This window comes from Bradyrhizobium sp. NBAIM18 (genome assembly GCF_020193825.1).
Classification (GTDB): domain Bacteria; phylum Pseudomonadota; class Alphaproteobacteria; order Rhizobiales; family Xanthobacteraceae; genus Bradyrhizobium; species Bradyrhizobium yuanmingense.
In genome coordinates this window covers 1-25,767 of the sequence record NZ_JADYVO010000003.1, presented here as the reverse complement: position 1 = coordinate 25,767, position 25,767 = coordinate 1, and the positions used below count along the sequence as shown (strand labels likewise).

Below are 25,767 nucleotides of genomic sequence, written 5' to 3'. Positions count from 1 at the left end.
TCCTCCTTGGTGTGACGTTTTCGAGCTAGAACACGACGACTGAACGGATGGATTTGCCCTCGTGCATGAGGTCAAAGCCCTTGTTGATCTCCTCGAGCTTGAGCACGTGGGTGATCATCGGATCAATCTGGATCTTTCCGTTCATGTACCAGTCGACGATCTTCGGCACGTCGGTGCGCCCGCGCGCGCCGCCGAAGGCCGTGCCGCGCCAGTTGCGGCCGGTGACGAGCTGGAACGGGCGGGTGGCGATCTCCTTGCCGGCCTCGGCGACGCCGATGATGATCGAGGTGCCCCAGCCGCGATGGCAGGCCTCCAGTGCCTGGCGCATCACGGTGGTGTTGCCGGTGCAGTCGAACGTGTAGTCGGCGCCGCCGTCGGTGAGGCTGACGAGGTGCTGAACGATGTCGCCGGTGATCTTCTTCGGGTTGACGAAGTCGGTCATGCCGAACCTGCGACCCCATTCCTCTTTGGAATCGTTGATGTCGACGCCGATGATCTTGTCGGCGCCGGCCATCTTGGCACCCTGGATGACGTTGAGGCCGATGCCGCCGAGGCCGAACACGACCACGTTGGAGCCCGGCGTCACCTTGGCGGTGTTGACGACGGCGCCGACGCCGGTGGTGACGCCGCAGCCGATGTAGCAGCTCTTGTCGAACGGCGCGTCCTCGCGGATCTTGGCGACCGCGATCTCGGGCAGCACGGTGAAGTTCGAGAAGGTCGAGCAGCCCATGTAGTGGTAGATCGGCTTGCCCTTGTAGGAGAAGCGGCTGGTCCCGTCGGGCATTACGCCCTTGCCCTGCGTCGCGCGGATCGCGGTGCAGAGATTGGTCTTCTGGCTGAGGCAGCTCTTGCACTGCCGGCATTCCGGCGTGTAGAGCGGGATGACGTGATCGCCCGGCTTGACCGAGGTCACGCCCGGGCCGATCTCGCGGATGATGCCGGCCCCCTCATGTCCCAGGATCGAAGGGAAGATTCCCTCGCTGTCGAAGCCGTCGAGCGTGTAGGCGTCGGTATGGCAGATGCCCGTCGCCTTGATCTCGACCAGGACTTCGCCGGCCTTCGGGCCTTCCAGATCGACCTCGACGATCTCGAGCGGCTTCTTGGCTTCGAAAGCAACGGCGGCACGTGTCTTCATCGGTAGCTCCTCAAATTCTCATCAGGCGCCAAGAAGTAGTCCTGGCAGCCTTCGTAACGTTCATTTCTTGCCCATGCAGGCGTCCTCGGCCTGGGTATAGGCCTCCGTCTTCTCCTCCTTTTTCGAAGGACGCTGCCGGCCCACGGCGTCGGTGGAGCGCGCGCGGAGATAGACGTAGAGATCGTCCATGTAGCAGGCGACGTTCGGGTTGTCGCCGAAGGCTGGCATGACGTTCTCCTGCGCGGCCGAGATGTTCTTGCGGCCGGAGGCGACCACGCCGAGGAAGTCGCCGTAGCTCATCGACTTCACGGAATCCCTCAGCGCCGGCGCGTATGTGGATCCCATGCCGTCGGGGCCGTGACACACGTGACAGTCCGAATGATAGCGGCGGTATCCGGAATAGGTGAACCAGTCCACGGTGCCGTCGGCCGAAATCTTGTAGGTCGGGTTTCCGTCCTTATCGAGCCACTTTCCGTCGTCTTCCTTCTTCACGGCGGTCGGGTCGCCCGGACCCTCTGCGACCGCGCTTCCTCCGGACACAACGAAGATCATCATCACAGCAATGACAGAGCAGATTTGACGCAAGAGATTGTTCCTCGGCCGGCATTCGGTGGAGACGAGCCGGCGCGTGGAGCGATCCACGCGCCGGAGCGATGCTGACGGGTTTAGTTCGGCAGCGAGAACACGGTCAGGGTACCGCCGAGCGCCGTGTAGTTGCTGAGGGCAGCGTAGCCGCCGACCGCACCGAGGCCTGCGGTCGGGTCGGTCAGGCCTGCCGCCAGACCGATGCCGGCCCAGCCACCCACGCCGGAGAGAATGGCAATGTATTGCTTGCCATTGTTCTCATAGGTGGTGACGTTTCCGATGATGCCCGAGGGAGTCTTGAACTTGTAGAGCTCCTTACCGGTCTTGGCGTCGACCGCCTTCAGATAGCCTTCGAGCGTGCCGTAGAACACCACGCCCCCGGCGGTTGCGAGCGCACCCGACCAGACCGAGAACTGCTCCTTGTTCGACCAGACGATCTTGCCGGTCTTGTTGTCCCAGGCGATGAAGTTGCCCATGTGGCTTTCGCCCTGCGGCGGATACATCGAGAGCGTCGCACCCACATAGGGCTGACCCGCGGTGTAGCTCACCTTGAACGGCTCGTAGTCCATGCAGACGTGGTTGGTCGGAACGTAGAACAGCTGCGTGTCCGGCGAGTAGGCTGCCGGCTGCTGGTCCTTGGTGCCAAGCGCGGCCGGGCAGATGCCCTTTGTGTTCTTGTCCTCTCCGCCGTGCTCGGTCGAGTATTGTGCGACGACCTTGGGACGGCCGTAGGTCGGCGAGTTCTTGTCCATGTCGACGCCGCTGGTCCAGTTCACCTTCGGGTCGTACTTCTCCGCGACCAGCAGTTCGCCGCTCTCGCGGTCCATCGTGTAGGCGAGGCCGTTGCGGTCGAAGTGCGTCAGCAGCTTGCGGTTCTGACCGTTGATCTGCTGATCGCTGAGGATCATTTCGTTGACGCCGTCATAGTCCCATTCGTCGTGGGGCGTCATCTGGTAGACCCACTTCGCCATGCCGGTGTCGGCATCGCGGGCGAAGATCGCCATCGACCACTTGTTGTCGCCGGGACGCTGCTTCGGGTTCCAGGTCGAGGGATTGCCCGACCCGTAATAGACGAGGTTCAGAGCGGGATCGTAGGAGATCCAGCCCCAGGTGCAGCCGCCGCCGATCTTCCACTGATCGCCCTGCCAGCTCTTCAGCGAAGAGTCCGGGCCGATCGGCTTGCCGAGCGACATCGTCTTCGCCGGATCGACCTTGATCTGATCATCCGGGCCCGTGGAATAGGCGCGCCAGACCTGCTTGCCGGATTTGAGGTCGTATGCGGTGACATGGCACTGCACGCCGAACTCGCCGCCGGAGATGCCGACCAGGACCTTGTCCTTGACGACCAGCGCAGACGACGTGCCGGTCTCACCCTTCGCGGGGTTGCCGTTGGTCGCGGACCAGGCCACCTGGCCGGTCTTGGCGTCGAGCGCGACGAGGTTGGTGTCGGCCTGATGCAGGATGATCTTGCCGTCGCCGTAGGACAGGCCGCGGTTGACGGTGTCGCAGCACATCACGGGTATGACGTTCGGATCTTGCTTCGGCTCGTACTTCCAAACGATCTTGTTCTCTTGCGAAAGGTCAATAGCGTAGACCTTATTCGGGAACGGCGTGTGGACGTACATCATGTTGCCGATGATCAGCGGGCCACCTTCGTGACCACGTAGCACGCCGGTCGAGAAGGTCCAGGCAACTTGGAGTTTCCCGACATTCTGTGCGTTGATCTGGTTCAGCTTCGAATAGCGGGTATTGGCGTAGTCGCCCGCCGGCATCACCCAGTCTTTCGGGTTCTGCGACATCTTGATCAGCTCGTCATTTGCTGAAGCGCTGCCGACGGCGAGAGCCGCCGCCGAACCAAGACAGGTCGCCAGTAGCACCTTGCGCATAGTCATTCCTCCGTTGGTCTCGTTTATTGTTTCCGAAGCATTGCTCAATCACCGGGCTTCTCGTCCGGCGTCTGCTCGTGCAGGGCGGTCGCGTGGGGACCAGAAACGATGCTGTGCTGTTTCCTCCTCCTGATGAGAGCTACGGGTCCACGTGCAGGAGCGGCCCGTTCTTGTTGTTCCTGCCGCAATCCCTAACGGCTTCGCCATCGGGAAACTTGCCCAAGAGCGAAGGCGGTTTGCTCGACAGCGCACGGAGGTGAAGATTTTGATTTTGCAGTAGCGAATTCAGCGGCTTCGGTGCGCCCTCGAGGCCGCCTCGGCGCTCAGGTTCCCCTTGACGGCGCTGCAACTAAGGCGGAGGATTAAGTTTCAAGAGTGGCAATGGAACGATGGCGCTCGTTGCAAGAGACCGCTCAAATGCGAGGTAAACGTCACGCAATCACGGCTGAGGGCTCCGGCAGCGCTGGTTGCGATTCGCGCCGAACCTCCGGATCAAATCAGTGGCTGGATTAATGTCCGACACCATTCACACGCTCTCGACGACCGGAATGACGCCGAAGCGGCAGATCCAGAGCTGGATCGACGGGCTCACGAGCCTGTGCGGGCATTTCGACGTCGATCCGCTGGAAGCGTCCTCGCTCGAAGGTCGCATCGATTACACCACGGTCTCGCGCCTGAAGCTCTGCCAGATCGAGGTCAGCCAGCATCGCATCGCGCACACGCTGGCGCGCGCCAAGGCCAATGAACACCCGTACATAAAAATTCACTTCCAGACCTACGGCGTGTCTTATTTCGAACAAGAAGGCCGTCACATCGAGATCAATCCGGGCGACATCATCGCCTATGACGTCTCCTGTCCGCATTCGATCATCAGTCCCGCCTTTACCCGTCACGACGTGGTGATCGTGCCGAAGGCGCTGCTGCGCGACCGCGGATTCCCGTCGCAGCGGATGCCGGCGTGCAAATTGACGGCGAAGACGGGGACCGGGCGGATCGCCCACGATTTCGTCCATGCCACCTTCGACGAGGCGGCAAAGCTGTCGGCCAACAGCGCGGTCGGCGTCGCCGATTCGCTGATCGACCTGTTGCTGCTGCCGCTGCGCGAAGCCGACACGATGTTCGATCGTGTCGGGCCCGAAGCGATGTATGTGCGCGCGCAGTTCTTCATCCGGGAGCACTTGCGCGACCCGGATCTGTGCATCGACCAGATCTCGGCCGAGCTCGGTTGCTCCAAGCGCTATCTGCACATGCTGTTCTCGGAGCGCGGCACCACAGTGAGCGACTACATCTGGCAGGCGCGGTTGCAGAACTGCCGCCAGGAGCTCGAGGCCCATGCCGGCAAGACCATCACCGACGTCGCCTTCTCCTGGGGGTTCTCCAGCTCATCGCATTTCAGCCGGGTGTTCCGGAAATACTTCGGCGTGGTGCCGTCCTCGATCCACAAGGCACAGCAGGGCGCTGCGAGCTCGGGCGAGCATTAGACGCGGTTTTTCTAGAAGCGGCCGGCGAGGCCGTCCTCCCGATGCGCCCAACTTTCTGATCAGGCCGGCTCGAGGCCCAACGACTTCGCGCTCTCGATCCAGATCGGCAGCTCGCGCTGGTACAGCGCATTGGTTTCCTTGAAGCCGATCGCGGGCTCGAGCACGAAAGTCGAGAGAACCTCCTTCACTTTCGGATCGGTGTTGGCGGCGACGCAGAGCTCGGCCAGGCGGTCGACCACGGCTTGCGGCGTCGCCTTGGGCACGGCCCAGCCGGTGAATCCGCTCACGGTGAAGAATTTCGACGTGGCGCCCTGCTCGGGAAGGGTCTTGATCGCGGGGATCGCATCGACCTTCTTCGAATGCACGGCGAACACCGTGCCGCGGTCGCTTTGCAGGACCGACTGCGCGGCCGTGTAGCTGCCCATCGCGGCATCGAGGGTGCCTTCCAGCATTCCCGTCCACATCGGCGCCTCGCCGCGATAATGCACCGGCTCGATGTTGAGGCCATACTGCTTGTTGAGCTCGTTGACGGTCATGTGCGGGGCCGAGCCCGCGCTGTAGGTGCCGAAGTTCACCTTGCCGCTCTTGCGCGCGAAGGCGACGAAATCCTCCAGCGTCTTGACCCCGGTCTTGGGGTTCGCGACCAGCAACAGACCCGCGCCGGGAATGACGCTGACGAGCGTCAGATCCTTGTCCATGTCGTAGCCGGGATTTTTCATCACCACACGGTTCATGATGTAGGTGGTCGAGATCGAGCACAGGATGGTGTGGCCGTCGGGCTCGGCGCGGGCGACTTCCGCCGTCCCGATCGCGCCGGAGGCGCCGGGTTTGTTCTCGATGACGACGGTCTTGCCGACCTGCTTGGAGATGAACTCGCCATAGGCGCGCGCGAGCAGGTCGGTCTGGCCGCCGGCGGGATAGCTGCAGATCATGCGAATTTGCCGCGCCGGCCAGCCGCCCTGCGCCGATGCGCCGCGCGCGACGAACGGCATCGCCAGTGCACTGGTACCGGCGGCGATGAAGTGGCGGCGATCGAGCTTGGCGGACATGATTCTCTCCCTGATTTTTGCCGAACCTACTGCATCAGGCCGTCGCTGCCATGGGCCGCAGGCGAGACAGATTGGCGCATTCAATTCGTCTGTGCGGTGCCTATTCGATGGCCGTGCCATCCACTCGGTGTCATCGCCCGGCTTTGACCGGGCGATCCAGTACTCCGAGACCGTTGTGGTTGATTCGATGGGCCGCGGCGTACTGGATGCCCCGGTCAAGCCGGGGCATGACAGCGGTGATGTCTGCCACGTGAGTCCGTATCACCGCTGGATGATCTTCGTCCAGACATCGCCGAGGATCGCGGGCTCGCGCGGCGGCAGATAGGTGAGGCCGGCCTGCTTGCCGAACTCGGCGATCTTGCCCGAAGCCGTGAGCTCAGTCAGCGCCTTGTTGACGGCCGCGATCAGCGCGCCATCGCTGGCGAGCCCGACATAGCCGCGATTGGCTCCGATCGGATAATAGTAGCCGGACGCCGTGATCGCCGTGTCCGGGTGCGCGGCGCGATGGGCGTCGAAGCGGGCAAGATCGATCAGCGTCGCGTCATGGTCGCCGCGCTCGAGTCCGCCGAGGAGATCGTCGCGGCCGGGGACGAGATGGGTGATGTTGTCGATCAGGCGCCCCTTGTCGAAGGTCATCAGGATGGCGTCGCCGAGCGATCCGCTTTCGATGGCGAGACGAAGGCCGGCGAGATCGCCGATGTCGCCGACCTTGCGCCCGCGCGCCTTTGGCCCCAGCACCACCGTCATCGGCGAATAGATGTAGGGTTGGCTCGGCGCGAGCACGCCGAGCGGGACGCGGCGCCGCCGATCGTCGCGCGTGGCGCCGGCGAAACCCGGCAAGCGCGCTGTCTTCATCCCGGGTGCGACAAGCGAATCCTGCGTCAGCGCGTAGCCGCCGACCAGCGAGCAGCGCCCGTCCGAGAGCAACGCATTGGCCTCGAGCTGCGGGCTCGAATCCTCATCCAGCCTGCTCTCGAACCACTGGATCTTCAGCGGGCGTCCCATCCGCTCGGCGATCGCCTGCGCCAGCAGCACGTCGAAGCCAGCATCCGGCTTGTCGCGGCGATGCACCGAGAGCGGCGGCCGGTCCTCGTCGAGACAGACCTTCAGAGGATCGTCGGCTGCGAGAGCGACCGACGCCATCGCGGACAGAACGGCCGCAACGCTCCAGGCAACGCGCCGGCCCGTCATGGCTTCCTCCGGCTGGAGACGAACGCCCAGAGGTTTCCGATCTCGTCGTCGCTGAGAATGTCGGCCCAGGGTGGCATCTTGTTGTTCTTGCCGTTCTTCACCGTGGTGACGAAGCGCGTCTTGTCGTCGGGAATGGCACGCAGATCCGGCGTGACGGTGCCGGAATTCATCAGATTGGGGCCGTGGCAGTGGGAGCATTTCGAGGCGTAGGTCGACCTACCATGGTCGATCTGCGCCTGCATGGAATTGCCGGTGGTGTCATCGGCGCGGACGGTCGCCGCATGCGCGACCGAGAGCACCGCGACGGCGGCGATCATCGCCGCCGTCTTGTGAGAGATCACTTTCAGCATCGTACCCGTGTTTACTGCTTGACCGCAAAGACCCACAGCGAGCCGCCGGGCGGCACGTTGGCAAGCCGCTCGTCGCCGGAGAACAGCGAGTAGACGCCGCCATAGCCGCTCGTCACGGCGACATACTGCACGCCGTCCTGCTGCCAGGTCACCGGCTGTCCCTCGATGCCGGAGCCGGTCTGGAACTGCCAGAGCTTCTTGCCGGTGTCGGCGTCGAAGGCCTCGAACTCGCCGGTCAGCGCGCCAGAGAATACGACGCCTCCGGCCGTCGAGAGCACGCCGGAGAAGCGCGGAATGTCGCTCGGCGCTTCCCATTTCGATTTGCCGGTCATGGGATCGATGGCCTTGAGATGGCCGCGCGGCCCGTCGCCGTATTCCCAGAGGTCGGTCAGGTCCATGCCGAGGTACCATTCGCCCTGCTTGTAGGTCACGGGCTCGGTCTTGTACCTGCCGCCGAACGCGAGCGTGTTGGCATAGGCAAGGCCGGTCTGCGGATTGAACGACATCGGCTCCCAGTTCTTGCCGCCGAGGATCGAGGGATAGACCGTCACTTTCTTGCCCTCGCGTGCGTCCTTCGACACGTCGGTCTCGATCGGACGTCCGGTCTTCATGTCGATGCCGGTCGCCCAATTCACCTTCACGTAAGGATTAGCCGCGAGCAGCTTCCCGTTGGTGCGGTCGAGCACGTAGAAGAAGCCGTTGCGGTTGGCATTCATCAGCGTCTTGGTCGGCTTGCCCTCGATGTTCACGTCGGCGAGCACCATCTCGGCCACGGCGTCGTAGTCGAACGGATTGTTCGGCGAGAACTGGTAGTGCCACTTGATCTTGCCGGTCTTGGGATCTAGCGCCAGGACGGAGCAGGTGTAGAGATTGTCGCCGGGGCGCACCGCCGAGTTGAACGGGCCGGGATTGCCGGTGCCCCAATAGATCGTGTTCAGCTCGGGGTCATAAGAGCCGGTGATCCAGGTCGAGCCGCCGCCGAGCTTCCAGGTGTCGCCCTTCCAGGTGTCGCCGCCGGGCTCGTCCGGCGAGGGGATCGAATGGGTCCGCCAGAGATGCTTGCCCGTTGCCGGATCCCAGCCGTCGATGAAGCCCCTTGTGCCGAACTCGGCGCCGGAAATGCCGGTGATGACGACGCCGTCGGCAACGAGCGGCGCCACCGTCATCGAATAGCCTTCCTTGATGTCGGCTGCCTTCTGCCGCCACAGCTCCTTGCCGTTCTTGGCGTCGATGGCAATCACGTGGGCATCGAGCGCCGTACGGAACAGTTTGCCCTCGTGAATCGCGACGCCGCGGTTAATGATGCCGCAGCAGACAATTCGCGGCGTCTCGGCCGGATATTCGATCTTGCTCTTCCAGATCTGCTTGCCGGTCTTAGCATCGACCGCCATCGTGGCATTGTGCGAGGTGACGTAGATGACGCCCTGATAGACGATGGGCTGCGATTCCTCGCTCCGATCGTCATTGAAGCTGTAATTCCAGATCGGGACGAGATTCTTGACCGTATCCTTGTTGATCTGCTTCAGCGTCGAGAAGCGCTGGAGATTGTAGCCCATTCCGTAATTGAGAACGTTCGACGTGTCGGTCGCACCCTTGACCAGCTGCTCGGTGGTTTGTGCATTTGCACAGGTTGACGCAAGCATGACGAGGCTCGCGGCCATCGCAAAGCGTTTCATCCGTTCCTCCCAAAATGCGCGCCTTTTGACGCTGCGGCTGCAACACTCCGTCGGAAACCAAAACGCGTCAATACGAAAGTCGTAACTGCCGTGCCGATATCGTCGGCGGTCACCTGACGGAAACCTGACAAAGGCAACTCCAACTTGTGCGCAGACGCTGAGAAATTCCGCGACGCGAAGCACTATTGGGAGCAGGGCAATGCATCTCTACCGGTTGTGGCGCGCGCAAGTTGCAGGTCCGGACTTGAACCGAGGGCCGCTTGCGGGTTTATCTCGGCTCTGCCCCAATTGATCCGGGGCTATGTCAGGGAGGTCTCGATGATTTCGGCTCGCTCGATTGTCCTTGCACTTGTGATTGCACTTTCGGCCGGTCCGGCGTGGTCGGCCTCCGGCAATGCGGTCAAGTTGTTCGACACCGACAATGACGGCACGCTCGATCTTGCCGAGGTGAAGAAGGTGGCCGCCGCCTCGTTCGCAAAGCTCGATCCCGATCGCGACGGCACGCTCGATGCGCGCGAATTGCGTGGACGGTTGAGCGCGAAAGAACTCGCCGCGGCAGACCCCGACCGCGACGGGACCCTCACCCTCGACGAATATCTGTCGGTGGTCGAGCAGCGTTTCAACGCAGCCAATCCCGACAAGGATGGAACGCTGGATGCGAAGGAGCTGAATTCGCGTGCCGGGCGCGCGCTCGTACGATTGCTCCGGTGAAGCGCCGCAAGCGGAACGGGCATGACGAGCGTAACGTTTGCGATCATTCCGGCCTGACGCTCGGGAACATCGGGCTGCTCGGCCTGTTTCTCCGCATGTCCTGCCGGCGCCGGGGCTGCGCTGCGGGAGAAAAGGAGATGCAAATGAATACGAAGCGTTCCCTTCTTGCTGCCTGCGCAATCCTGACGCTGAGCGCCGGGGTTGCGGTCGCCGGTCCCTGCAACACCGGCAGCGCCAGCACCGACAAGACCGACAAGGATGCCGGTTCTGGCCCTGTCACCGTGGGCTCCGCGCAATCGCACACGTCCGGTTCGGCGAGCGATAGCAGCCAGCATCCTCCGACCAGCACGATGAACCGGGCCAGCGGTGAATCGCCGGCGTCGTCCGAGGATGCGCAGCGGCAAATGCAGAGCGAGCCGACGGCGGCTCAGCGCGCCGCGGGCGCCAAGCCGAATGCCGAAATGGCCGACAAGGACTGCTGACGGCACCGTTGTCGATTGGACGCGCGGTGCATTGCACAAGGCGGTGTCTCGCTGGTCGTGTTTGACCAGGAGGGAACTTGCTTTGTCCGAGAGAGAAATTGCGGCCGCGAAGTATCGGCACAGACGCGACGGCAGTCGAATCGAGGCTTGAACTGCACTCGACGCAGCCCTAGGTTTTTCGCCGCGCGATGTCGCGCTCAATACCTTGGGAGACCCGAATGGCTTGGAAAGCTCCGAAGATCGTGGAAGTGCCGGTCGGCATGGAAATCAACATGTACGCCTGCGCCTCGCGCAAGTAAGACCGACGACCTGCCGCGGCTTCGATGGCAAACGCCGTCGGAGCCGTGGCAGTGTCGGATCTGCGCCTCGCCGTGCTCCATGCTTTGCGGATCGCGCGAAAGCCGCACGTGGAGGGGCTTCAATTCTTTCCCCGCAAAATTTCGACCGTGCTCTGCGGCAGTGTGTTACGCTGACGCCCGGTCAGCGCTGCTGCCGCATCACAGCGGCGCGCGCCTTTGGGGCACGGGATGGGCGGCAGAGCCTGCAAGTTCTGGACGGTGATCGTGTGCGCGATCGTGCTGGCGCCGGCGCGCAGCAGCGCCGAGGCAGGTTTTGATACCGAGCACATCTTCGGCTTCATGATCGGCACCGATATCGGCAATGTCGGCGAGCGCGAATTCCAGACCCAGACGACGGGGCGCTTCGGCAAAGGCGGGGGCGCTTATCGCGCCCTTGAACATGAGGTCGAGATCGAGGTCGTGCCGCTGCCGAATTTTCGTGTCGAGGTCGGCGGCACCGCCAGCTTGCACCACATCACCGGCGTCCCTGATATAGACGACCGCCGCCAGTTCAACTTCCAGGGCATCTCGCTTGACCTGCGCTATCGCCTGCTCGACCGCGAGCGCGCACCATTCGGCTTCACGATTGCGGCCGAGCTCCACGGCGACCGCATCGACGAGACCAGCGGCGCGAAAGGGCGGATGTACGGCACCGAATTCACGCTCGCCTTCGACCGCGAACTCATTCCGAACTTCGCCATCGGCGCCCTCAACCTGATCTACCAGCCGGAATGGGCGCGCTTCGAGATTGGAGGGGCATCCGAGAAGAGCTCGACGATCGGGGCCGCGTTTGCCGGCCTGGTTCGCGTGCGGCCCAATGTGCTGCTTGGCGGCGAGATGCGCTACTTCCGGCAATATGAGGGCATCGGCCTTAGCGAGTTCTCAGGCCAGGCCCTGTTTGTCGGCCCCACCGCCTATTTCCAGCTCTCCGAGCGTTCCCGGCTCACCGCAAGCTGGAGCATGCAGGCCTGGGGGCGCCCGGCCGGCTCAGGCGGCAATCTCGACCTCGTCAATTTCGAGCGGCATCAGGCGCGATTGGTGTTCGGCGTGAACTTCTAACACGGAAGGTCGTCATGCTCGGGCTTCTCCCGGCTACGCGGCCGAAGCCGCTTCGGCGAGGCGACGGCCCGGGCATCAACGTTCTTTGTTCCACGAGGCAAGGCGTGGATGGCCGAGCCCGGCCATGACGAGGCTTCGGCGCTATGAAACTTCCCCCTCCTTCGCGCGTAGCTTCATGTGCTAATCTCTCCATCGCCCCCTTGCGAGAGGATCCCGGCATGAACCCGATTGACCTGGTGGTGACTGTGTGCGCGGTGCTCTCGCCTGCGACCTGCGAGGAGCGGCATCTGGTGTTCCACTATTCCGGGTCGCCGCGGCAATGCGCGATGGCCGCGCCGCCCTATATCGCGCAATGGGTCGGTGAGCATCCGAAGTGGCACGCGGTGAAGTGGCGCTGCGAATATCCGCACCCGAACGACAAGGCGTGAGCTGCCAGAATCGGTTCGAACGCTACTTGGTGCAGTCCTTCAGATCCTTGTCCGCAATCGAGAACACTGCATCCGCCTTGATCTCGATATCGCGGACGACGCACTGCCGTGCATTGGGGTAACTGACCCTGGCGTCGTAGCGGCCGGGCTCGACGCCGGTGATGCGCAACCGCTCGTCGTGGTCGACCTCCTTGTCCTTGTCATTCAGGCACTGGTTCGGACCCCAGTCGGTCTTGCCGGCGGGTGCGAGCTGGAAGCCGGAGATGGTCTCCGTCGTGAGATTCCAGAGCCTTATGCCCTTGCCCTTGGTCTGCGCGGCGGCTTCGCCGGCAAGCGTCAACAACGCGATCAAAGCAAGAACCCCACGCATCAGCCAGTCCTCCCAAAGGGCGCCGTCATTCCTTGATCAGGCGCTCGCGGTTCTTTGCCTTGTCGAAATTCTTGGCGCGGTCAAGGCCGTTTGGTGCGATCAGCTTCGCCGAGACGAGATCGGCGCCGTCGAAATCGGCGTCGATGACGATGGCGCCGGTCAGATCGGCTCCGCCGAGTTGGGCGTTTTTCAGTGATGCGCCGCTCAGATCGGCGCCCCTGAGGACTGCGAATTCGAGGTCGACGCGCGACAAATCGGCGTTGCGCGCGTTCAGCCGTTCCAGCTTGGCGGATCTCAGCACCGCGCGCATCAAACCCATCGACTGGTTGCGCATATCGGCGCCAAGATTCGCGTCCGCGATCGAGGCGCCGACCAGGCTTGCGCCGGTGAGGTCGGCAGCGATCCGCGCTCCTGACAGGTTCGCACCGTCGAGACGCGCGCGGGCCATTTGCGAGGCGAACAGATTGGCGCCCTTCAGGCTTGCGCCGGTAAGATCCGCATCCAGCAGCCACGCCTGATCGAGGATCGCACCGTCCAGCCTGGCGTCTCGAAGTATTGTCTTGTTGAGCCGCGCGGCGCGGAGAACCGTGTTGGACAGGTCCAGCCCCGAGAGATCGAGACCCGACAGGCGTTTGCCGGTGAAATCGGCAGGTTGCTTTGGGCTCGCTTTGGCCAACATGGCCTCGACCTCCGGCCTCGTCATTTCAGCCGAGACCATCGCGGGGGAGGTGAGGTCGACGCCACGCATCATGTCCTGCGCGCCCGCCGTCATCGCAACGAGTGCGAGGCTAAGCGCTGCAAGACCAAGCGTTGCGAAGGCGACTGTCCGTGTCATCATCAGCTCCGCCGCCCGCTAATCTAGCACGTCCACCAGGCGACCGGCTATGAGGCATCTCGCTCAGTGCGGTCGCCTTGAGTTCGTTGCGCCAGGCCGGCCTTGATCGCCGCAATTTCGGCTTCGCCGCGTGTGTCGCGCGGGATGCCGATAGGCACCTCGGCCACGATCCGCGCTGGTCGCGGCGACAGGAAGAACAGCCGGTCGCCCAGGCGCACTGCATCGTCCAGGCTGTGTGTCACCAAAAGCGTCATCACCGGCCGGCTCGCGACGAGCGTTGCAATTTCATCGCGCAGGCGTCCGGCGAGAGCGTCATCGAGCGATGCCAGTGGTTCGTCGAGCACCAGAATATCCGGCTCGACGGCAAAGGCGCGGGCGAGCGCCACGCGCCGGGCCAAACCCAGCGAGAGCTCACCGGGATAGTGGTCGCGATGTGCTTCCAGCTCCAAAATCCTGAAGAGCTCGGCGAGCTTGGCATCTGCGACATCGGGCGCAGCCAGCCGCACATTCTGCTCGACCGAGCGCCACGGCAGCAGGCGCGGCTCCTGGAACACCATGCCGATCCGCGCCTCCGGCGGTCGCGCGACGTGGCCTGCAAAGTCGTGGTCCAGTCCCAGGATGATGCGCAGCATCGTGCTCTTGCCGCAGCCGGAGGGGCCGATCAGCACGCCGACCTCGCCGGATTGCAGCGCGAACTTGACGGGCGCCAGAACCTCATGCGTTCCGCCCGCGGCACTCCTGAAAGTCTTGCCCGTGATATCGACCTCAAGCCGCACGGGGCCGCCACCGGTTTGCGCGGGCTTCGAACGGCTGCACCAGCAAGGTTTCGATGACGAGCACGACGGCGGCGAAGGTGAGGGAATAGGCCAGCAGCCGCGGCGTGTCGAACAGCTGGAAGGCGACGCCGATCTCGAAGCCGACGCCGTTCGGCCGCCCCAGCAGCTCAGCGACGAGCACGATCTTCCACACCAGCGACAGGCCGGAGCGGGCCGAGGCCGCGATATAGGGCGCCAGTTGCGGCAGCACGACGTGGCGGAAGGCGCGCCAGCGCGGCATTGCGAACACGCCCGCCATCTCGTCGAGCGAACGGTCGAGCGCGCGCGTGCCCTCGCGCAAGGTGACGATGGCGGTCGGCAGCTTGTTGATGGCGATCGCCGCGATCGCGGCGGCCTCGGTCAGGCCGGCCCAGATATAGGCCAGCACGATCACGACCAAGGCGGGCAGGTTGAGCAGCAGGATCAGCCAGGGATCGCCGAGCCGGTCGGCGAGCTTCACCCGGCCCATCAAATAACCGATGGCACTGCCGAGCGACATCGCGAGGGTGAAGGCGAGCGCGACGCGCGCCAGCGTGGCGCCGAGATGCAGGAACAGCGCGCCGCTTGATGCTTCCGCGATCATCACCTGAAGCACCGCCGGCGGGGAGGGCAGTTTTGCGCCGCCGACCACGAGCGCGGCAATCCACCAGATCGCGAGGAACAGGGCGAACGACAGCAGGCGCAGCACCTCAGTCTCCGGGGACTGCGTGATAGAAGGTGCCGGGGTCCAACTCGGCTGCGGGGCCGACGAGGTCGCGGCCGCCGATCTCGGCCAGCACGCGGTAGAGCACGCGCGCGTCCTTTTCCTCGTCATCGATGCTCCGGCGCGGAATGCCGTCGCGGTAGCGGTCGCGGTAAGTCTTGAGCAGGACAGGATCGGTCGTGCCGGTGAGCGGCGCGACCTTGTCCCAGGCCGCATCCGAGGTCGCCAGCAACTCCTTGGCCTTGCGGGTCATCGCGATGAAGCGCGCGACGGCCTCCTTATGGCGCGCGGCCCAGCTCTCATCGAAGACATAGCCGACCGCGGCGACCGCGCCTTTGGCACCCAGCTTAGGCAAGATGTCCTCGATGCCGGTCAGGCGCCTGAAACCCTTGGCCTCGAGCTGGGCGCAGAAATTCCAGAAGTTGAGGCTCGCATCCATCTCGCCGTCCAGCGCCTTGGCGGCGATCAGCGGCGGGGCGCCGTAGACGATGGTTGCTTCCGACTTGAGGTCGATGCCGTCCTGCTTCATCCGCGCCTGCAGCAGCAGCCAGCTCTTGTCGATCGCCCCGCCGGCGACCGCGAGCTTGCGGCCCTTGAGGTCGGCGAGACTCTTGATCGGCGATGAGGCCGGCACCATCACGGCGCCGAGTGCGCTGGAATAGGGATAGAAGGTGAGCTTCGCACCGAGCGTGCGCTCGCGCGACACCCACAGCCAGTCCGACAGGATGATGTCAGCGCTGCCGGCGCGCATCGCGATCTTGCCGGCCTCGGTGCTCGCCAGCTCAGTGACCTCCAGCGCCAGGCCGGCCTCCTTGTCGAGGCCGGCGCTGCGGATCGCGGCCAGCTCCCACGAGAACGTTCCGGTCTTCTGCACTGCAAGGCGGATCGTGTCCGCGGCGCCGGCAGGTGCGGCTAGCGCCAGCACCGTTGCGAGCGCCCATATTCGCGCCAAAACTGTCATCACCTTGTGAGCCGTTTCCTCTGACAGAGTGCTTTTCAGCACAATACGCATAGCATAGCCTTGGTCGCAACCAGCGGGAGGACGCGCATGAATCTGGCCGGACGGCTACGACCGATTGTCGCCGCATTGACGGCGCTCGCTGCGAGCGTATGCGTGGCACGGGCCGAAGAGGCCAATGATTATCCCACCGCGGCGCGCGCGGAATACGTCTATGGCTGCATGAAGGCCAATGGCGAGACGCGGTCAGCGATCGAGCAATGTTCCTGCTCGATCGACGTGGTCGCCTCGATCGTGCCCTACGAGCGCTATGTGACCGCCGAGACCGCGCTCAGCATGTCGCAAGTGCGCAGCAATCTCGGCGTGCAGTTTCGCACCTCGGAGCAGGCCAACGCGGCGGTGAATGACTTAAGGCGCGCGCAGGCGGAAGCCGAGGTGAGGTGTTTCTGAATTGTGCCGCGGTGTCTCTCACCCTCCCCTGGAGGGGTCCGGGACGAGCGTAGCTCGCCCGTGGTCGATCGCGCGAAGCGCGAGCGGGGTGGGGTGATCTCTCCACTCGGGCAGTGTCGGATGCGGAGAGACCGTCACCCCACCCCGTCCCACATTTCGCTACGCTCAATGTGAGCCGACCCTCCCCCTCCAGGGGAGGGTGCTCCTCGCCTCACGTCCCCGGTTTCTCCACCTCCCATTCATTGCGGAACACATGCCCGTCCGTATCCCGGGCCTCCGCACGAAAGCGCTTGGCGCCGTTGGAGACATAGGTGAAGCGCAGGTTGGGATCTTCCGAGATCGAGATGCCGCCTTCCATCGACAGCACGGGGCTATCGTCCTGCGTCAATCTGAGCTGGTTGATGAAGAAGGCGGGGATATAGAGCTGCGTGACCTGGTCCATCTGCAGGCCGGAATTGTTGGGATGGCCGATCATGATCTGCGCTTCGCGCAGCCGGCTTGCCGGACCCTCTTCACGGGCGAATTGCCGGTAGCGCATCTGGCCGAGCCGGTTCTTGGCTTCCTCCACGTTCTTTGCAGCCGGCGCCGAGCAGCCGCCAGAGGCCTTCACATAGACTTTCGAGACGTAGAGCTGGCCGTCGCTGAGCTCGGCCACCGCATGCACGTCGGTGTAGTTGTTGACGCGCACACGGGTCGAGATTTCCGTGACATTGGCGTCCGGGCCGAGTTCGAACTTCGCGGCCATCGGCGCGGGATTGCGGTCGATCACCAGCGTGATCGAACGGATGCGTCTGCTGTCGCCGGGCGACAGCTTGCTGCGCAGCGTCACCGGCACGATGGCGGCATCCTCGGCGCGATAGGGCATCTCGATGCCGATGACCTCGGCGCCGTCGTTCATCGGCCGGTTGCTGAAGATGTCCTGCACCAGGCCCGGCCAGGGATCGTAGGCCTCGTCCGCCTGCGCCGGCACGGCAAAGGCGATGCCGAGGAGCAGGGCAATCAGGGGCAGGCGGCGTGTGCATGCCGTCATGGTCATGCTCCTCGGTTTAGGTGAAGCTGATCTCCTGCCAGCGTAGCGCGCCCGCTATTCCCATTCAATTTCCGAAAATGCTGCAGTTGCGTTGCGGGCGTTGTAGTCCTCGAACAGCTGCCAGTGCGGCCGCTCGTCCGCCGCCGCCTTGTCCGCAGCGGCGCGGATCGGCGCGCCCCTCTTGTTCAGGGCGCGGACGTCGGACAGCAGCGTTGACAGGTAACGTCGTTGATCGCTCAGGGCCGCTGGCCAGTCGCTCACAGGACCGTGACCGGGAACAACGCGCAGCGCCGGGATCGTCTCCAACTCTTTCAGCGTGGCGAGCCAGCCGCGAATGCTGCCGTCCATCACCGGAATGTGGCCGAGAAAGACGAGATCGCCGGCAAGCAGGGTTTTGGTGCTCTCGTCGAACACGGTCAGATCGTTGTCGCTGTGCCCGGCCGGCCAAGCGCGCAAGGTCAAGCGGCGCGAGCCCAGATCGAGCGTGAGCGTGTCCGTTACGAGCAGGGTCGGCGGTACGATCTTCATGGGATCGATCAGCTCGGGGCCCATGAGGCGCCTGAAATTGTCGAGATAGAAGGGCCCGCGGCTCGCCAGCGCCTGCGGCAGCTTGCTGTGGCCGACGAAGCTGGTTCCCTCTGCCATGAAGGCAGCATTGCCGAAGACATGGTCGGGATGGCCATGGGTGTTGATGACATAGCGGATCGGCTTTTGCGTGCGCGCTCGTACCGCCGCCAGCAGCGCCTCGCCTTCGCGCAGGCTGCCGCCAGTGTCGATCACGGCCACCGCGTCACCTCCGATGATGAAGCCGACATTGGCGATGCCGCCTTCATTCTCGCGGCTCATCAGCGCTATGGCCCCGGAGTGTACGAAGATTCCCGGCGCGACTTCGCTCACAGGCAATTCGCCCGCCCCGGCGCGTGCTAGCGTGGCTGTTACCAGGGACAAGGCTGCGATCACGAGAGCGATGCGAGACACTTTTCCGCCTCAGTTCAAAGGATTGGCCTCATTGCACTGCAACAAAGCAAAGCCGGCAAAAGTTGGCACACGTGGCGCGTCATGCGTTGCATGGATAACATTCAAACAAAACGAGGAGGAAGCGCGATGACGCAGGCCGGACGACATCGTCGCTGGTGGTTTTCACTCTGGATCATGATCGCATCTTGTGCCTATGGCGATCTCGCCATTGCGCAGACCAACGAGACCGGAGATCTCTCATTCGAGCTGGTCGACCCGAAGGTGCTGCGCGTCTGCGCCGACCCGCGCAACCTGCCGTTCTCGAATGAGAAGGGCGAGGGCTTCGAGAACAAGCTCGCCGAGTTTCTGGCGGACAAGCTGCAGAAGAAGCTGGACTACGTGTTCTTCCCGCAGGCCGCCGGCTTCGTGCGCATGACGCTGGGTGCGCATCGCTGCGACGTCATCATGGGCTACCCGCAGGGCGACGACCTCGTGCAGGGCACCAATCCCTACTACCGCACGACCTATGCACTGGTTGCGAAGACTGGCAGCGGGCTCGAGGACGTCGACACGCTGGAGGACGCACGCCTGAAAGGTAAGCATATCGGCATCGTCGCCGGCACGCCGCCGGCGACCAATATGGCGTTGGCAGGCCTGATGGGCGATGCAAAGCCCTATCAGCTGATGATCGACACGCGCTTCGACAATTCCGCGCAGGCGATGATCGACGACCTCGCTGCCGGCAAGATCGACGCCGGCGTGCTCTGGGGACCGATGGCCGGCTATTATGCGAAGAAAGCCGGCCCCTCGCTGCACGTCATGCCGCTGGTCAAGGAGACCACCGGGTCCAAGCTGGTCTATCGCATCGGCATGGGCGTGCGACCCGCCGACCAGAACTGGAAGCGGCAGCTCAACCGGTTGATCCAGGAGAACCAGGGCGAGATCAACAAGATCCTGCTCGATTTCGGCGTGCCGCTGCTGGACGAGAGCAACCGGCCGCTCGGTGCGGAGACGGCCAAGAAGGCGCCATGAGCCGGCCGCTTGCCGCTGCGTTCGTCGTTGCCTTGCTCGTGGCCCCGGCGTCGGCGCAGCAGCAGGAGCCGTTCGAGCCCGAGGGATATCGTACCGACAATTATCGCGCGCCGGTGCCGGCGACGCTCGCTGGCGCGCGCGTGCTCACGACCGGCGAGGCGGAGGCGATCTGGCGCGCGAACAGCGGCACCTTCGTTGACGTGATGCCGCGCGCGCCAAAACCAAAGAACCTTCCTGTGAGCACGGTGTGGCGTGACGCGCCGCGCAGGAACATTCCGGGCAGCTTCTGGCTGCCGGACACCGGCTACGGCAACTTGCCGCCCGCCATGGACGATTATCTTCAGCGTGGCCTCGCGCGCGCCTCACGCGGCGACAAGGCCGCGCTGCTGGTGATCTATTGCCTCGCCGATTGCTGGATGTCCTGGAACGCGGCGAAGCGTGCGCTCGCTTACGGCTATGCCAACATCGCCTGGTATCCTGACGGCACCGACGGCTGGGAGGGCGCCAAACTCCCGACGGAGGACGCGCAGCCTGAGCCGCGCCCGGACCAGTAAATGACTGGATGCAGGTGCTTGGCCGCCCCCTGTGAGCGGGAGACGCAGCGACGGTGTTATTTCTGCTTCTGCAACTTCGTCAACGTGCCTGTACCGTTGGTTTCGGTCGCAGAATAGCTCACCCTGTCGCCGGCATGGACGGCATCCAGCATCGCGGCGTCTTTCGCCTTGTACTCCTGGAGCGCGCCGGCGCTGCCTGTGCTGGCGCCGACCGTGCCCTTCTGGGTCTGCTGGATCGAGATCGTGCCGTTGAGCCGATCGATCCGCGTGATCATCCCGGTCATGTCGTCAGCAAAGGCGCTGGTTGCGAGCATGCTGAGGGCCGCAGCGCCCGCCAACATGATTCTTGTGGTTCCCATCGAGGCCTCCCGACGTCTTGAGTTCACGTCGACAAGCCATCATAAATCGATTTGGTTCCGGCACATAGCGCGGCGAAAGGTTAACGTTGCCGGGGCGATTGCGGGAACTTTTCGTGAGCGGTCAGCGTAACTGACACTATTCCATTTCCTGCTGGATGACGCGTCCGAGCGCGAACAGGCGCTGATCGATCGAGGTTGGAACCTCGCAGACGAAGCGCACCACCTTGTGGCGGTCCTCAAAAATCCGGGTCTTCCAGATCAGCTCGTTGGTGAGCGCCTCGACCTTGGCCTCGTCACGCGGTGTGGCCCCTTGCAGGGCCTGGAGCTGAATTGCCTCCTCGCGGATCTTGTCGGCGGCATCGCGCTGCTTGCGGCTGACGCGCTCGAGTCCGTTCATGACCTGGGAGCGCTGGGCGTTGAGCGTGTCGAACAGGCCGGCGAACAGCAGCTTTGCGTTCGCGGTCTTGTCGGCAGCGGAACCCGCGAGAAACTCCTTCACCAGCTTTTCCGCCTCATCCAGCGGCGTCTTGCGCGCCGCCAGTTTCGCAACGAGCGCGCTGATCCTGGCGTCATCCTTCCATTTGTTCTGGACGTCGTCGAGCGGCGGACCGCCCCACACGGCCGCCAGCGAGATCTCGGGCACCTTCGCCTGGGTGCACGGCCAGTCCGGAAAGCGCGGATCGGCGGCGTGCGCCGTGGTGCTCGCGACAGCGAGCACCAGTACAGAGGTGACCAGAACCCGAACAATCATCCTTCGCCTCCCGCAGGCCCGCGTCGCGCCAGCCCGCGCGAGGGATCATAGGCCAGGATCGCGCCGATCATGAAGACGATTGTGCAAACTGCAACCACCGCCAGGGAGATCCAGTTGATCTGGCCATACAGCGCGAAGCGGATCAGCTCGACCGCATGGGTGAACGGATTGGCCTCGCAGAGGTAATAGAGATAGGGGCTGCCCTCCTGCACCCGCCAGAGCGGGTAGAGCGCGGAGGAGGCGAAGAACATCGGGAAGATCACGAAGTTCATGACACCGGCGAAGTTCTCGAGCTGCTTGATGCCCGACGAGATCAGCATGCCGAGCGAGCCCAGCATCAGCCCCGACAGGATCAGCGCCGGCAGCACGGTGAGATAGCCCTGGGGCGGCGGGGTGATGTCCCAGAGCCAGGCGATCAGCAGGAACGCATAGACCTGGAGCAGCGATACCGCGGTGCCCGCGAGCAGCTTGCAGAACAACAGGAATCCACGCGGCAGCGGACTCACCAGGAGCGTGCGCATGTTGCCCATCTCGCGGTCATAAACCATCGAGAGCGAGGACTGCATGCCGTTGAAGAGCTGGATCATCGCCATCAGCCCGGGCGCGATATAGACCTCGTAGAGGATGTAGGTCTCGTAGGGCGGGATGATGGAGATGCCGAGCACCTGGCGGAAGCCGGCGGCGAAGATGAACAGCCACACCAGAGGCCGCACCAGCGCCGAGACGAAGCGCTCGCGCTGATGCAGGAAGCGCAGGCCCTCGCGCCAGACGATGCCGCTGAGGCAGGTCATGTACTCGGCGAACGAGAAGCCGCGCGGCGCCTCGCGCGTCGTGATGCTGCTCATGCGCCGCCTCCAGGCATGGTTTGCGCGCCGGTCAGGCGCATGAAGGCGGTGTTGACGTCCTGCGCGCCGGCTTCCGCGACGACGCGGTTCATCGGTCCCTGCGCCAGCACCTTGCCCTGGTGCAGCACCACGAGATCGTCATCGGGCATGATCTCGTCGAACAGGTGCGTGGCCCAGAGCACGCCGATGCCTTGCTCGGTCACGAGCTGCCGCACGTGGCTGATGATGTCGGCGCGCGCCTTGACGTCGAGGCCGACGGTCGGCTCGTCGAGCAGCAAGAGGCGCGGCCGGTGCAGCAGCGCCCGGGCGATCTCCAGCCGCCGCATCTGTCCGCCGGAGAGGTCGCGCACCTTGCTTGCAGCGCGATCGGCAAGGCCGATCCGGCCGAGCAGCTCGGCGCTGCGCGCCGAGGCCTCGCGGCGGCCAATGCCGTGCAGCGCGGCGTGGTAGAGCAGGTTCTGCGTCAGCGACAGATCGAGATCGAGCGTGCGCGGCTGGAATACGACCCCGAGCAGCCGCAGCGCCTCGCCGGGGCTCTTGCTGACGTCGTGCCCGAAAATGCCGACGCGGCCGGACTGGATGCCGAACAGCCGCGTGATCAGCGAGAACAGCGTGCTCTTGCCGGCGCCGTTGAGTCCCAGCAGCGCCGTGAAGCTCGCGGGCTGCACATTGAAAGACACGTTCGTCAATGCGCGCCGCGGACCATAGGCATGGCTGACACCGTCGATCGACAATGCCGGCACCGCGGCCTCTTCGGGTCTCGGCGTCTCCTGGGCTTCGGCGATCGGGGCGGGGCTGGTCATGGCGCGATCGCGACGCCCCAGGGCAGCTCGCCGACCTGAATGGTCTTGATCACCTTCTGCGCGGCGACGTCGATGACGGAGACGTCGTTCGACACACCGTTGGTGGTGAGCAAATATTTCTCGTCGGGCGTGAACGCCATGTGCCAGACCCGCTGCCCGACCAGGAGATATTTCGTCACCTTGCGCGAGGCGACGTCGACCACGGCGATGCGGTTGGCAGGGCCGAGCGCGACGAACGCGGTTTTGTCGTCCCTGGTCATGCCGATGCCGACCGGCTGGATCGCCTCCTTGCGCAAGCCCGGAATCTCGAACGTGACCTTGCCGATCACCTCGTGCTTTTTGGGGTCGATGATCGAGACGGTGCCGCCGATCTCCGAGGACACCCACACCTCGGAAGAATCATGCTTGTACTCGGCGTAGCGCGGCCGCGCGTCCACCAGCACGTTGGCGACGATCTGGCGCGAGGCGGTGTCGATGAAATGCGCCATGTTGGTGGTTTCCGAGGTGTTGATCAGCGTCTTGCCGTCCGGACTGATGGTCATGCCCTCGGGCTCGACACCGACCTGGATGTCGCCGAGCCGGGCGCGCTTCTCGAGGTCGATCACCGTCACCGTGTTGTCGTTCTCGTTGGCGACATAGAGCATCTTGCCGGCAGCATCCTGCGCGAACAGCTCGGGGTCGGGTCCGGAGGGCAGGCTGTCCACCACGGTTTGGGTCTTGGCGTCGATTACCTGGATGGTGTCGTCGTCACCGACCGCGACCATCACGAACTTGCCGTCGCGGGTAAGGTCGATGCCGCGCGGACGCTGGCCGACCTTGATGGTCTTGGTCACGGTCCAGCTGTCGGTATCGATCACCGAGACGGTGTTGCTCTTCTCGTTCGAGACATAGGCGATGAACGCATGCGCTGGGGCTGCCGCCAGTGCCAATGCGGAGAGAAGTCCAACACGCCACATCCGCGACATCTGCATCCTCATTTCAGCTTGCATTTGCTCTCCGGGCGATCGTAGCCCAGCGTGTCGAGCTCGGAGACCTGGTGCAGGAATCCTTCTTGCGGCGACACCGACACCACCATGCGGCCGTCGACCAGGAGGATCGGCTGGCGCAGCTGCAGGTTCCAGTCGCGCAAGGTCAGCCGCGTGCCCTTGAAGGCGGCGACCGAGAAATCCGGGCCCTTGATGAAATCGGTGACCTTCCTGACCTCGCCGGAATTGGTGCGCGAGGTGGCTTCGCCGATCATGCGCACGGCGGTCCAGGCCTGCATGTCGCGTGCGGTCATCCGGCGCGAATTCAGCTTGATGAAGCGGTTCTGCATCTGGATCGCGCCCCACTGATCCTGCGATGCGTCCCAGCTGCGCGGCACGAGGCCGGCGGAGCCGGCGACCGGGCGCGGATCCCAGGTGCGATAGGGCAGATAGGCGCCGAATACCTCGCTCTCGTCGGCGGCGACCAGCACGTCATAGGCCGGTGCCTGCTGCGTGAAGACGGGGATCTGACGCTGGATCTGCGCCACGCCGCTATCGGTGCGCCGCGCCCCGCCCTTGTCCTCGAAGGTTCGCTCCTGCACGATCTTGGCGCCGAACCGCGCCGCGGTGCGCCTGATAGCATCGGCGAACAGCTTGTCCTCGTCGTGCGAGCCGACCACCAGCAGCCAGCGCGACCACTTCTTCCACACCAGATATTGGCCGAGCGCGTCGGCGAGCATCGCACGCGTCGGCGCGGTGTGGATGACGTTGGCGCGGCAATCGGTCTCGCGCAGCCGCTCGTCGATCGCGCCGGCGTTGAACAGCAGCGTGCCGCGGTCGCGCAAGGCGTCCGCAACCTTCAACAGCGCATCGGCGGGCAGGTCGGCGATAATGAAGCCGTTCTTCTCGGCGAGCGCGGTCGCAGCCTGCACCGCGTCTTCGCCTTCCCTGATGCGGCGCTCCTCCAGCGTGAAGCGCTGGCCGGTGAACTTCCCGGTGGTGTTGTTGTCCTCGATGGCAAGGCGCGCGCCGGCGAGGCCGTCGTTCTCGGCAGGTTGCTCGGCCAGCGACAGCGTCGATCGGGTGCTGGCGATTGCTAGATAGCCGATGCCGATCGTGACGGGATCGGCCGCAAGCGCGCTCGTCGCGGCAAGACCAAAGCCGATCAGGCCGGCCAACCATCGGATCATGTTTCCTCCAGACGATCTCCCCGGCTTGACCGCCGGTGAAGAATTGTCTCTGCTTCAAGCATGACCAATTTGTCAGGCCGTGCAACCCCGCATTTCGTCCCCGCGCGCGCGAGGCCGGGAATCACGATCATGCGAGCATTGTTGGCAACCGCAGCATTGCTGCCGACGGGGGCGGGCGCGCTCGCCGATCCACCGAAGCTCGCGGTGTTCGATTTCGAGCTGGTCGACACCAGCCTGCCGGGCGAGTTCTACGGCTCCAAGCCGGAAGAGGCGCGGCTCGTGCGCATCAGCGAGCAGCTGCGCAGGGAGCTGGCAGAGTCGGGCCGGTTCCAGGTGCTTGACATCGCGCCGGTACGGGAGGCCGCCCGTGGCGCGAACCTGCAGGCCTGCGGCGGCTGCGACCTCAAGCTCGCCGGCCAGCTCGGCGCCGATCTGGAGATCACCGGCCTCGTGCAGAAGGTCTCCAACCTGATCATCAATCTCAACATCTATCTGCGCGACGTGAAGACCGGCAACATGATCGCGGTCGCCAGCGCCGACATGCGCGGCAACACGGATGAATCCTGGTCGCGCACGATGAGTTATCTCATCCGCAACCGCCTGCTGGCGCCGAATTACGGCAAGCGGGAGTAGGGGACTCTTACCCTGCCCTGGAGGGGGAGGGTCGATCGCGCGTCGCGCGAGCGGGGTGGGGTGACAGTCTCTCCCTTGAGGCGGTGCCCGCGTGAGAGATCACCCCACCCCACCCCGCATTCCGCTGCGCTTCATGCGCTGCGACC

General features: G+C 64.2%; 30 protein-coding genes. 10 read left to right on the top strand and 20 right to left on the bottom strand.

Features of this window, described 5'->3' with window-relative positions:
* Window positions 1–25 precede the first annotated feature (25 nt).
* The 3 genes from I6F17_RS07640 to xoxF5 form a co-directional block, all read right to left on the bottom strand.
* Window positions 26–1,135, bottom strand: a complete 1,110-nt coding sequence (locus tag I6F17_RS07640; RefSeq protein ID WP_225131820.1) for an S-(hydroxymethyl)glutathione dehydrogenase/class III alcohol dehydrogenase — start codon at window positions 1,133–1,135, stop codon at window positions 26–28.
* Between the two features lie 60 nt (window positions 1,136–1,195).
* Window positions 1,196–1,687 (bottom strand): c-type cytochrome, methanol metabolism-related, encoded by a 492-nt coding sequence (locus I6F17_RS07635; protein WP_225131834.1) that lies wholly within the window; start codon window positions 1,685–1,687, stop codon window positions 1,196–1,198.
* Between the two features lie 113 nt (window positions 1,688–1,800).
* Window positions 1,801–3,606: a lanthanide-dependent methanol dehydrogenase XoxF5 gene (gene xoxF5 / locus I6F17_RS07630; protein WP_225131835.1), complete on the bottom strand. Its 1,806-nt coding sequence runs from the start codon at window positions 3,604–3,606 to the stop codon at window positions 1,801–1,803.
* A 512-nt stretch (window positions 3,607–4,118) separates the two neighbouring features.
* Between xoxF5 and I6F17_RS07625 the strand changes: the two genes are divergently transcribed.
* Window positions 4,119–5,087, top strand: a complete 969-nt coding sequence (locus tag I6F17_RS07625) for a helix-turn-helix domain-containing protein (protein ID WP_025037738.1) — start codon at window positions 4,119–4,121, stop codon at window positions 5,085–5,087.
* Window positions 5,088–5,146: 59 nt separating this feature from the next.
* On the opposite strand, the gene I6F17_RS07620 is transcribed toward I6F17_RS07625, so the two are convergent.
* The 4 genes from I6F17_RS07620 to I6F17_RS07605 all read right to left on the bottom strand — a co-directional run bounded on the left by I6F17_RS07620 (window position 5,147) and on the right by I6F17_RS07605 (window position 9,353).
* Complete coding sequence (locus I6F17_RS07620) at window positions 5,147–6,136, bottom strand: tripartite tricarboxylate transporter substrate binding protein (RefSeq protein ID WP_036007944.1); 990 nt, start codon at window positions 6,134–6,136, stop codon at window positions 5,147–5,149.
* A gap of 261 nt (window positions 6,137–6,397) precedes the next feature.
* On the bottom strand, window positions 6,398–7,327 hold the full coding sequence (locus I6F17_RS07615; RefSeq protein ID WP_036042006.1) for a transporter substrate-binding domain-containing protein: 930 nt from the start codon (window positions 7,325–7,327) through the stop codon (window positions 6,398–6,400).
* A complete protein-coding gene (locus tag I6F17_RS07610; protein WP_225131821.1) occupies window positions 7,324–7,677 on the bottom strand; it encodes a cytochrome c in 354 nt (117 codons plus the stop codon). Before I6F17_RS07610 ends, I6F17_RS07615 begins: the two co-directional genes overlap by 4 nt.
* A gap of 11 nt (window positions 7,678–7,688) precedes the next feature.
* Entirely contained in the window at window positions 7,689–9,353 is a 1,665-nt protein-coding gene (locus I6F17_RS07605) for a methanol/ethanol family PQQ-dependent dehydrogenase (RefSeq protein ID WP_225131822.1), read from the bottom strand.
* 318 nt (window positions 9,354–9,671) lie between these two features.
* Between I6F17_RS07605 and I6F17_RS07600 the strand changes: the two genes are divergently transcribed.
* The 5 genes from I6F17_RS07600 (at window position 9,672) to I6F17_RS07580 (ending at window position 12,371) form a co-directional block, all read left to right on the top strand.
* Window positions 9,672–10,064, top strand: coding sequence for an EF-hand domain-containing protein (locus tag I6F17_RS07600; protein WP_036042040.1), 393 nt, complete (start codon window positions 9,672–9,674; stop codon window positions 10,062–10,064).
* Window positions 10,061–10,546 carry a hypothetical protein gene (locus I6F17_RS07595; protein WP_225131823.1) on the top strand — a complete coding sequence of 162 codons (486 nt, stop codon included), beginning with the start codon at window positions 10,061–10,063 and terminating at the stop codon, window positions 10,544–10,546. The genes I6F17_RS07600 and I6F17_RS07595 overlap by 4 nt, the downstream gene beginning before the upstream one ends.
* 218 nt (window positions 10,547–10,764) lie before the next feature.
* On the top strand, window positions 10,765–10,845 hold the full coding sequence (pqqA, locus tag I6F17_RS07590) for a pyrroloquinoline quinone precursor peptide PqqA (RefSeq protein WP_008562446.1): 81 nt from the start codon (window positions 10,765–10,767) through the stop codon (window positions 10,843–10,845).
* A gap of 228 nt (window positions 10,846–11,073) precedes the next feature.
* Complete coding sequence (locus I6F17_RS07585) at window positions 11,074–11,943, top strand: hypothetical protein (RefSeq protein WP_051056922.1); 870 nt, start codon at window positions 11,074–11,076, stop codon at window positions 11,941–11,943.
* Window positions 11,944–12,161: 218 nt separating this feature from the next.
* A complete protein-coding gene (locus I6F17_RS07580) occupies window positions 12,162–12,371 on the top strand; it encodes a hypothetical protein (RefSeq protein ID WP_036007926.1) in 210 nt (69 codons plus the stop codon).
* A gap of 22 nt (window positions 12,372–12,393) precedes the next feature.
* Here the strand turns inward: I6F17_RS07580 and I6F17_RS07575 are convergent, their stop codons facing one another.
* From I6F17_RS07575 to I6F17_RS07555, 5 genes are read right to left on the bottom strand one after another with little or no spacing between them, the layout of a single operon-like run.
* A complete protein-coding gene (locus tag I6F17_RS07575) occupies window positions 12,394–12,741 on the bottom strand; it encodes a hypothetical protein (protein ID WP_225131824.1) in 348 nt (115 codons plus the stop codon).
* 25 nt (window positions 12,742–12,766) lie between these two features.
* A complete protein-coding gene (locus I6F17_RS07570; protein ID WP_225131836.1) occupies window positions 12,767–13,576 on the bottom strand; it encodes a pentapeptide repeat-containing protein in 810 nt (269 codons plus the stop codon).
* 47 nt (window positions 13,577–13,623) lie between these two features.
* A complete protein-coding gene (locus I6F17_RS07565) occupies window positions 13,624–14,352 on the bottom strand; it encodes an ATP-binding cassette domain-containing protein (protein ID WP_036007922.1) in 729 nt (242 codons plus the stop codon).
* Window positions 14,342–15,079, bottom strand: coding sequence for an ABC transporter permease subunit (locus I6F17_RS07560; RefSeq protein WP_225131825.1), 738 nt, complete (start codon window positions 15,077–15,079; stop codon window positions 14,342–14,344). Before I6F17_RS07560 ends, I6F17_RS07565 begins: the two co-directional genes overlap by 11 nt.
* 1 nt (window position 15,080) lies before the next feature.
* The gene (locus tag I6F17_RS07555) at window positions 15,081–16,055 is read right to left on the bottom strand and encodes an ABC transporter substrate-binding protein (protein ID WP_225131837.1); all 975 of its coding nucleotides are present in this window, start codon (window positions 16,053–16,055) and stop codon (window positions 15,081–15,083) included.
* Between the two features lie 87 nt (window positions 16,056–16,142).
* Between I6F17_RS07555 and I6F17_RS07550 the strand changes: the two genes are divergently transcribed.
* On the top strand, window positions 16,143–16,502 hold the full coding sequence (locus tag I6F17_RS07550; RefSeq protein ID WP_036042017.1) for a hypothetical protein: 360 nt from the start codon (window positions 16,143–16,145) through the stop codon (window positions 16,500–16,502).
* A 211-nt stretch (window positions 16,503–16,713) separates the two neighbouring features.
* Here the strand turns inward: I6F17_RS07550 and I6F17_RS07545 are convergent, their stop codons facing one another.
* A complete protein-coding gene (locus I6F17_RS07545; RefSeq protein ID WP_225131826.1) occupies window positions 16,714–17,532 on the bottom strand; it encodes a quinoprotein dehydrogenase-associated SoxYZ-like carrier in 819 nt (272 codons plus the stop codon).
* Between the two features lie 54 nt (window positions 17,533–17,586).
* The gene (locus I6F17_RS07540; RefSeq protein ID WP_225131827.1) at window positions 17,587–18,510 is read right to left on the bottom strand and encodes a quinoprotein relay system zinc metallohydrolase 2; all 924 of its coding nucleotides are present in this window, start codon (window positions 18,508–18,510) and stop codon (window positions 17,587–17,589) included.
* A gap of 126 nt (window positions 18,511–18,636) precedes the next feature.
* Between I6F17_RS07540 and I6F17_RS07535 the strand changes: the two genes are divergently transcribed.
* Window positions 18,637–19,521, top strand: a complete 885-nt coding sequence (locus I6F17_RS07535; RefSeq protein WP_225131828.1) for a substrate-binding domain-containing protein — start codon at window positions 18,637–18,639, stop codon at window positions 19,519–19,521.
* Window positions 19,518–20,075, top strand: coding sequence for a PQQ-dependent catabolism-associated CXXCW motif protein (locus I6F17_RS07530; RefSeq protein ID WP_036042023.1), 558 nt, complete (start codon window positions 19,518–19,520; stop codon window positions 20,073–20,075). Before I6F17_RS07535 ends, I6F17_RS07530 begins: the two co-directional genes overlap by 4 nt.
* A 56-nt stretch (window positions 20,076–20,131) precedes the next feature.
* Here I6F17_RS07530 and I6F17_RS07525 read toward each other — a convergent pair whose 3' ends face one another.
* From I6F17_RS07525 to I6F17_RS07500, 6 genes are all read right to left on the bottom strand, one after another.
* Window positions 20,132–20,434 (bottom strand): copper-binding protein, encoded by a 303-nt coding sequence (locus tag I6F17_RS07525; RefSeq protein WP_225131829.1) that lies wholly within the window; start codon window positions 20,432–20,434, stop codon window positions 20,132–20,134.
* A 136-nt stretch (window positions 20,435–20,570) separates the two neighbouring features.
* Window positions 20,571–21,185 carry a hypothetical protein gene (locus I6F17_RS07520; protein WP_225131830.1) on the bottom strand — a complete coding sequence of 205 codons (615 nt, stop codon included), beginning with the start codon at window positions 21,183–21,185 and terminating at the stop codon, window positions 20,571–20,573.
* A complete protein-coding gene (locus I6F17_RS07515) occupies window positions 21,182–22,030 on the bottom strand; it encodes an ABC transporter permease (RefSeq protein ID WP_036042028.1) in 849 nt (282 codons plus the stop codon). The genes I6F17_RS07520 and I6F17_RS07515 overlap by 4 nt, the downstream gene beginning before the upstream one ends.
* The gene (locus tag I6F17_RS07510) at window positions 22,027–22,833 is read right to left on the bottom strand and encodes an ABC transporter ATP-binding protein (protein WP_225131831.1); all 807 of its coding nucleotides are present in this window, start codon (window positions 22,831–22,833) and stop codon (window positions 22,027–22,029) included. Before I6F17_RS07510 ends, I6F17_RS07515 begins: the two co-directional genes overlap by 4 nt.
* A complete protein-coding gene (locus I6F17_RS07505) occupies window positions 22,830–23,798 on the bottom strand; it encodes a YVTN family beta-propeller repeat protein (protein WP_057026749.1) in 969 nt (322 codons plus the stop codon). Before I6F17_RS07505 ends, I6F17_RS07510 begins: the two co-directional genes overlap by 4 nt.
* Window positions 23,799–23,806: 8 nt before the next feature.
* On the bottom strand, window positions 23,807–24,988 hold the full coding sequence (locus I6F17_RS07500; protein WP_225131832.1) for an ABC transporter substrate-binding protein: 1,182 nt from the start codon (window positions 24,986–24,988) through the stop codon (window positions 23,807–23,809).
* A 60-nt stretch (window positions 24,989–25,048) separates the two neighbouring features.
* Between I6F17_RS07500 and I6F17_RS07495 the strand changes: the two genes are divergently transcribed.
* The gene (locus I6F17_RS07495; protein ID WP_225131833.1) at window positions 25,049–25,621 is read left to right on the top strand and encodes a DUF3280 domain-containing protein; all 573 of its coding nucleotides are present in this window, start codon (window positions 25,049–25,051) and stop codon (window positions 25,619–25,621) included.
* Window positions 25,622–25,767: the final 146 nt, after the last annotated feature.

Excerpts from the sequence above, each read along its gene's own strand:
- I6F17_RS07640 (WP_225131820.1), bottom strand. The coding sequence starts at position 1,135 with ATGAAGACACGTGCCGCCGTTGCTTTCGAAGCCAAGAAGCCGCTCGAG.
- I6F17_RS07635 (WP_225131834.1), bottom strand. The coding sequence starts at position 1,687 with ATGATCTTCGTTGTGTCCGGAGGAAGCGCGGTCGCAGAGGGTCCGGGC.
- xoxF5 (WP_225131835.1), bottom strand. The coding sequence starts at position 3,606 with ATGCGCAAGGTGCTACTGGCGACCTGTCTTGGTTCGGCGGCGGCTCTC.
- I6F17_RS07625 (WP_025037738.1), top strand. The coding sequence starts at position 4,119 with ATGTCCGACACCATTCACACGCTCTCGACGACCGGAATGACGCCGAAG.
- I6F17_RS07620 (WP_036007944.1), bottom strand. The coding sequence starts at position 6,136 with ATGTCCGCCAAGCTCGATCGCCGCCACTTCATCGCCGCCGGTACCAGT.
- I6F17_RS07615 (WP_036042006.1), bottom strand. The coding sequence starts at position 7,327 with ATGACGGGCCGGCGCGTTGCCTGGAGCGTTGCGGCCGTTCTGTCCGCG.
- I6F17_RS07610 (WP_225131821.1), bottom strand. The coding sequence starts at position 7,677 with ATGCTGAAAGTGATCTCTCACAAGACGGCGGCGATGATCGCCGCCGTC.
- I6F17_RS07605 (WP_225131822.1), bottom strand. The coding sequence starts at position 9,353 with ATGAAACGCTTTGCGATGGCCGCGAGCCTCGTCATGCTTGCGTCAACC.
- I6F17_RS07600 (WP_036042040.1), top strand. The coding sequence starts at position 9,672 with ATGATTTCGGCTCGCTCGATTGTCCTTGCACTTGTGATTGCACTTTCG.
- pqqA (WP_008562446.1), top strand. The coding sequence starts at position 10,765 with ATGGCTTGGAAAGCTCCGAAGATCGTGGAAGTGCCGGTCGGCATGGAA.
- I6F17_RS07585 (WP_051056922.1), top strand. The coding sequence starts at position 11,074 with ATGGGCGGCAGAGCCTGCAAGTTCTGGACGGTGATCGTGTGCGCGATC.
- I6F17_RS07580 (WP_036007926.1), top strand. The coding sequence starts at position 12,162 with ATGAACCCGATTGACCTGGTGGTGACTGTGTGCGCGGTGCTCTCGCCT.
- I6F17_RS07575 (WP_225131824.1), bottom strand. The coding sequence starts at position 12,741 with ATGCGTGGGGTTCTTGCTTTGATCGCGTTGTTGACGCTTGCCGGCGAA.
- I6F17_RS07570 (WP_225131836.1), bottom strand. The coding sequence starts at position 13,576 with ATGACACGGACAGTCGCCTTCGCAACGCTTGGTCTTGCAGCGCTTAGC.
- I6F17_RS07555 (WP_225131837.1), bottom strand. The coding sequence starts at position 16,055 with ATGACAGTTTTGGCGCGAATATGGGCGCTCGCAACGGTGCTGGCGCTA.
- I6F17_RS07550 (WP_036042017.1), top strand. The coding sequence starts at position 16,143 with ATGAATCTGGCCGGACGGCTACGACCGATTGTCGCCGCATTGACGGCG.
- I6F17_RS07545 (WP_225131826.1), bottom strand. The coding sequence starts at position 17,532 with ATGACGGCATGCACACGCCGCCTGCCCCTGATTGCCCTGCTCCTCGGC.
- I6F17_RS07535 (WP_225131828.1), top strand. The coding sequence starts at position 18,637 with ATGACGCAGGCCGGACGACATCGTCGCTGGTGGTTTTCACTCTGGATC.
- I6F17_RS07530 (WP_036042023.1), top strand. The coding sequence starts at position 19,518 with ATGAGCCGGCCGCTTGCCGCTGCGTTCGTCGTTGCCTTGCTCGTGGCC.
- I6F17_RS07525 (WP_225131829.1), bottom strand. The coding sequence starts at position 20,434 with ATGGGAACCACAAGAATCATGTTGGCGGGCGCTGCGGCCCTCAGCATG.
- I6F17_RS07520 (WP_225131830.1), bottom strand. The coding sequence starts at position 21,185 with ATGATTGTTCGGGTTCTGGTCACCTCTGTACTGGTGCTCGCTGTCGCG.
- I6F17_RS07515 (WP_036042028.1), bottom strand. The coding sequence starts at position 22,030 with ATGAGCAGCATCACGACGCGCGAGGCGCCGCGCGGCTTCTCGTTCGCC.
- I6F17_RS07510 (WP_225131831.1), bottom strand. The coding sequence starts at position 22,833 with ATGACCAGCCCCGCCCCGATCGCCGAAGCCCAGGAGACGCCGAGACCC.
- I6F17_RS07505 (WP_057026749.1), bottom strand. The coding sequence starts at position 23,798 with ATGTCGCGGATGTGGCGTGTTGGACTTCTCTCCGCATTGGCACTGGCG.
- I6F17_RS07500 (WP_225131832.1), bottom strand. The coding sequence starts at position 24,988 with ATGATCCGATGGTTGGCCGGCCTGATCGGCTTTGGTCTTGCCGCGACG.
- I6F17_RS07495 (WP_225131833.1), top strand. The coding sequence starts at position 25,049 with ATGACCAATTTGTCAGGCCGTGCAACCCCGCATTTCGTCCCCGCGCGC.